Below are 4495 nucleotides of genomic sequence, written 5' to 3' on the forward strand. Positions count from 1 at the left end.
ACTTAAGCCAACTGTGTAGGGGCACTTTGACTTGTCCCCAAAGAGTATATCTTTGGTCAGCTAAGAAGAAACGGAGCAACACGGATTTATCCTGTTGCGTAGTATCTGCTTAGAATCCCCGTGACTTGAGTCTGGGGAGCAGTCAAAGTTAAATATACTAATGGTATTGAACAAAGTTTTGAGTTTTTTCCAGAATTAGAAAAAAATATGCCTAACTTGGCCAGTTATCTGCAAAAAGTCATGAGTTCCAGAGAATTGATAATTGAGTTGGAAGATTGACTCTTATACCGTTTCACGGAAGTCAAAAGCGAGTGCGAAATTCTGAGGCACCCTCAGGATGTAAGACGCACTCAAGACAGTCAAAAATCAAAAGTTAAAAGTTAAATTTTATAGACTCCAAACTTTGATGCCACAGTAATTTCAGGAAATTATTTCAGATATTGGGTTTGAAACTATTTGTGACATCTTTAAAGTGAATTGATATTAGTCATAGAGATCACCCCCACCCCCTAAATTGCCAGATATTACTTTGAGAAATGGGCGTTTACTCGATAATTGAATACTAATATTTTGACCATTATGACAACCGCAATGTAGCAGTTAGTTTTTTTTGAATAAAAGGTATATATCTATTATATATTGTATATATTGGAATTTGTATATACAAATATTGCTCTGGTTAATTGGACTAGAAAACCAATCTATGGACATTCAAACAGAAATGCGACAGGGATGGATAAAAACCTTAGCTAAATCTAATTTGAAGCAGTTAGAGACAAAAGTTGCAGAGATAGGCAAATTGCCTGCATACAACTTTATAAGGCCACCAGAAATAGGTCTGACAATGGTACGAGGCCGCGCTGGTGGAACGGGACAAATATTTAATCTAGGGGAAATAACTATTACTCGTTGTGCAGTCAAGATAGAGGATGTTATGGGTTTTGGTTATGTGGCAGGGCGATCGCATCGTCATGCTGAACTTGCTGCTTTGTGCGATGGTTTAATGCAACTGCCTGAATGGCATGATGTTGTAAAGTCTGTCGTTCTTGAATTTATTGAAGCAGAAGTTAATCACCAAAAGGAAATTGAACAACTACAAACAGAAGCTACGAAAGTTAATTTTTTTACTATTGCCAGAGGGGATTAATCAATTTTTGTGTGAGGTGTATTATTAGTGTTATAGCAATTCCCAAGAAGCGTGAGGTACAAAATTCGTTGGCGTTGCTTAAATGTAATGATAATTAGACATCTACTCCACCCATAGGGAGTAGGGAGTAGGCAGCTTTGCTATAGGGGTAAAGAATTGATAATTCCTTTGGGATATAGATATTGATTTTTGATTCTTGGAGATGTCTATTAGCTGAAGGTAAAATTGAAAAACTGATGTTTTGCGCCCAAAGTTAATCTCAAAATTATTACCACTCAGCAACGCCAATTCGTTAGTTTTAGGAAACAGCGGTGCGACCCCGCGTCGGCGACAGACACAAGCGGTCAGACCCCGCGACGATGCCAGTCGCAAGGGAATGCCGACCAAGAGAGGGAATGCTGACCAAGAGAGGGAACGCGCACCAAGAGAGGGAAAAGGGAACAGGGAATAGAAGAACAATAAAGATAAGTGTACCTCATTAGGCTGATAAACGCTATATTTCTAATAATAAATCAATCAACTAATTGTCACAGGTACTTGTTAGCTTCAAAGCTTTTTTTATGATTACTAAACTACCAGGATTGCCTGATATTGTACATAATTCTCAAAGAACTTTTACCCATCTACTAAATGCCTTATCTTATCCAGGAAAGCAGCAAAAAATAGATGCTAAATTAACACCACCATCTGACTTGAATATAGCTTGTGCTGCTGCCTGTTTGACAATGTTAGATTTGGAAACAAAAGTATGGTTAAGTTCAGATTTTCATCAAGATGTAAAAGCTTGGTTATTGTTTCACACAGGTTGTCATTTTACCGAAAATTCTCAAATTGCTGACTTTGCTGTAATAAAGAATATTCAAACTATTCCCAAGCTATCAAACTTTCATCATGGTACGGCAGAAGAACCAGAAAATTCAACTACTTTATTTGTGCAAGGATCGAATTTAGAATCTGGCGATAAAGTTATATTGAAAGGACCGGGAATTTTAGAAGAAATAGCAATTTCAATTCCGAAATTACCGGAATTTTTCTGGTCAGAATGGGAAGTTAACTTTAATAATTATCCTTTAGGAGTAGATATATTTTTCTTTGCTCAAAATACAGTTATTGGTTTACCAAGAACAACTAAAAGTAGATTAGTAAAAACGTAAGTATTTCCTGCGAAATGCTGCTTAATTAATTGATAATTTATAATGGATAATTGATAATTACCTCTGGTTAAAACCGTTACGGAATTGAATATAAGGAAATATTATTTCTTTTCTCTTGATCGATTGGAGGACAGCGAGGAGACCCGTTCTTGCAGACCCGCTCCGAAGATCGCCATCCCACCCTTCGGGAAGCTACGCTAACGACCGCTTTTTCCCCTTAAAAGGGGAGGCTTTAAACCAGAATTATTTAATAATTAATAATTAATAATTAATAATTAATTCTTCGGTAAACAGCTATTAGGAGTTAGCTCTGATATAGCAATTCCCAAAAAGAGTGAGGTACAAAACTCTAGGCTTTAGGCAACAGGCAATAGGCAATAGTGAAGTCAAGATAAAAGTATACCTCAAGCTTACTGAGAAACGCTATATATTTAACGAATTAAGCAAGCATTCGCTTAAGTTCTACTACATTTTTAACTAGAAAATTGAAGCACAAGAACTACGAGCTTTAATTGTCAATTAAAGGTAATGAAGCTGATAGCTGAAGTCCTGAATGCTGACCGCTGAATGCTTATAAAAAAACTGCAAACTAAGAGAAAAATTTGGTAAAATTTAAGTTACTAACTGTCAATTCCAGCGCAACAAGACTCTCTCCTTAAAGACAGTATTTAAATGAAAATAGACTTTAAGGGCAAGGGAGGCAACTGTTGTAGTAAGACAATTAATAAAGCTTTTTACGATCAAAGCTTTTATCGTAAACTAAAAGTAATAGCTGATGGCTGACAGCTGAATGCTTACAAAAATTGAGGTAAAAAAACATGGCTTATGTAGCTGTAAAAGGTGGAGAAGAAGCAATCAAAAATGCTGAAGCACTATTGCAAGCTTTACGGCGGGGAGACCCCAATATTTCTGAACTAAGTTTAGAGCAAATTAAACAACAACTTACCCTCGCAGTTGATAGAGTTATGTGCGAAGGTGCCCTATATGATCGAGACCTAGCTGCTTTAGCAATTAAACAATCATGGGGGGATTTAGTTGAAGCAATATTTTTATTAAGAGCATATCGAACTACTTTACCAAGACTTTATTATAGTCAACCATTGGATACTATCAAAATGAAGATTCGACGGCGAATTTCTGCAATATTTAAAGATATTCCCGGAGGTCAATATTTAGGACCAACTTTTGATTATATTCATCGACTATTAGACTTTAAATTAGCTGCGGAAGGAAATAACTATACTGCTCCTCAAAGCCAAAATTTAAACTTAGATGAAAACTTTCCTAGAGTAATGAATATTTTAGAGAAAGAAGGATTAGTTTATGAGGAAAAAATAGAGGATGATAAACAACCTTATGACTTAACAAGAAAACCTCTAAAATTACCCGCAGAGAGAGACGCGAGATTACAAAATTTAGCTCGTGCAGATGAGGGTTTTTTACTTAGTTTAGGGTATTCAACTCAGAGGGGTTATGGTCGTACCCATCCCTTCGCCGGAGAAATAAAAATGGGAGAAGTAGAAGTTGTTATTTGTCCAGAAGAATTGGGTTTTGAAATAGCGATCGCTGAGATTACTATTACTGAAGCTGAAAATGTAAATATGTTTACAGGTAGTAAGGAAGCAGCACCACAACTTACCCGTGGTTACGGTTTAACTTTTGGCTATAACGAACGAAAAGCAATGTCAATGGCGTTAGTGGACCGTGCTATGCAAGCTAAAGAATTGGGGGAGGAAATACAAGGACCTGCTCAAGACCCGGAGTTTGTTTTGTATCACTCAGATAATGTTCAAGCTCAAGGGTTTGTACAGCATTCAAAATTACCTCACTATATTGATTTTCAAGCAGAAATAAATTTAATTAGAAAGCTGCGGAAGGAACACATTTAATAATGAATAATGAATAATTAACAATGAATAATTAACAATTAATTGCTGAGGCAAAATTAATTACCTAATTTGACTCCCTAGTATTAATTAGTTGATAATTTAAGTGTCGTCTAAGTTAAGAATTCTTTTTTCACTCTTGGTATTAGGTGGTAGGTAGTCAACAATGAATAATGAATAATGATTGAAGAAGGAGACAGGAGACAGGAGACAGGAGACAGGAGGAAAATTACATGGGGATTCTAACCCCAAGTAATTTTGAACACCGTGTAGACGGTGGGGTATTAAACCCACAAAGAAAATGATAA

At 36.2% G+C, this 4495-nt stretch carries 5 protein-coding genes; 4 read left to right on the forward strand and 1 reads right to left on the reverse strand.

The window, feature by feature from the left end; genetic code table 11:
• The first annotated feature begins 703 nt into the window (after nucleotides 1-703).
• The 4 genes from phnG (at nucleotide 704) to F6K13_RS19840 (ending at nucleotide 4190) form a co-directional block, all read left to right on the forward strand.
• Nucleotides 704-1147: a phosphonate C-P lyase system protein PhnG gene (phnG, locus tag F6K13_RS19825; RefSeq protein WP_124146795.1), complete on the forward strand. Its 444-nt coding sequence runs from the start codon at nucleotides 704-706 to the stop codon at nucleotides 1145-1147.
• Nucleotides 1148-1388: 241 nt separating this feature from the next.
• Nucleotides 1389-1598 (forward strand): hypothetical protein, encoded by a 210-nt coding sequence (locus tag F6K13_RS19830; RefSeq protein ID WP_124146794.1) that lies wholly within the window; start codon nucleotides 1389-1391, stop codon nucleotides 1596-1598.
• Between the two features lie 109 nt (nucleotides 1599-1707).
• Complete coding sequence (gene phnH, locus F6K13_RS19835) at nucleotides 1708-2301, forward strand: phosphonate C-P lyase system protein PhnH (RefSeq protein WP_124155810.1); 594 nt, start codon at nucleotides 1708-1710, stop codon at nucleotides 2299-2301.
• A gap of 818 nt (nucleotides 2302-3119) precedes the next feature.
• A complete protein-coding gene (locus tag F6K13_RS19840) occupies nucleotides 3120-4190 on the forward strand; it encodes a carbon-phosphorus lyase complex subunit PhnI (protein ID WP_124146792.1) in 1071 nt (356 codons plus the stop codon).
• A 99-nt stretch (nucleotides 4191-4289) separates the two neighbouring features.
• On the opposite strand, the gene F6K13_RS19845 is transcribed toward F6K13_RS19840, so the two are convergent.
• Nucleotides 4290-4495, reverse strand: a 206-nt coding sequence (locus F6K13_RS19845) for a hypothetical protein (protein ID WP_287288127.1), incomplete at its 5' end; no start/stop codon positions are given.

Source organism: Okeania sp. SIO2B9, assembly GCF_010672505.1.
Taxonomy (GTDB): domain Bacteria; phylum Cyanobacteriota; class Cyanobacteriia; order Cyanobacteriales; family Microcoleaceae; genus Okeania; species Okeania hirsuta.

Coding starts and splice junctions, on each gene's coding strand:
- phnH (WP_124155810.1), top strand. CDS start 1,708: ATGATTACTAAACTACCAGGATTGCCTGATATTGTACATAATTCTCAA.
- F6K13_RS19840 (WP_124146792.1), top strand. CDS start 3,120: ATGGCTTATGTAGCTGTAAAAGGTGGAGAAGAAGCAATCAAAAATGCT.
- phnG (WP_124146795.1), top strand. CDS start 704: ATGGACATTCAAACAGAAATGCGACAGGGATGGATAAAAACCTTAGCT.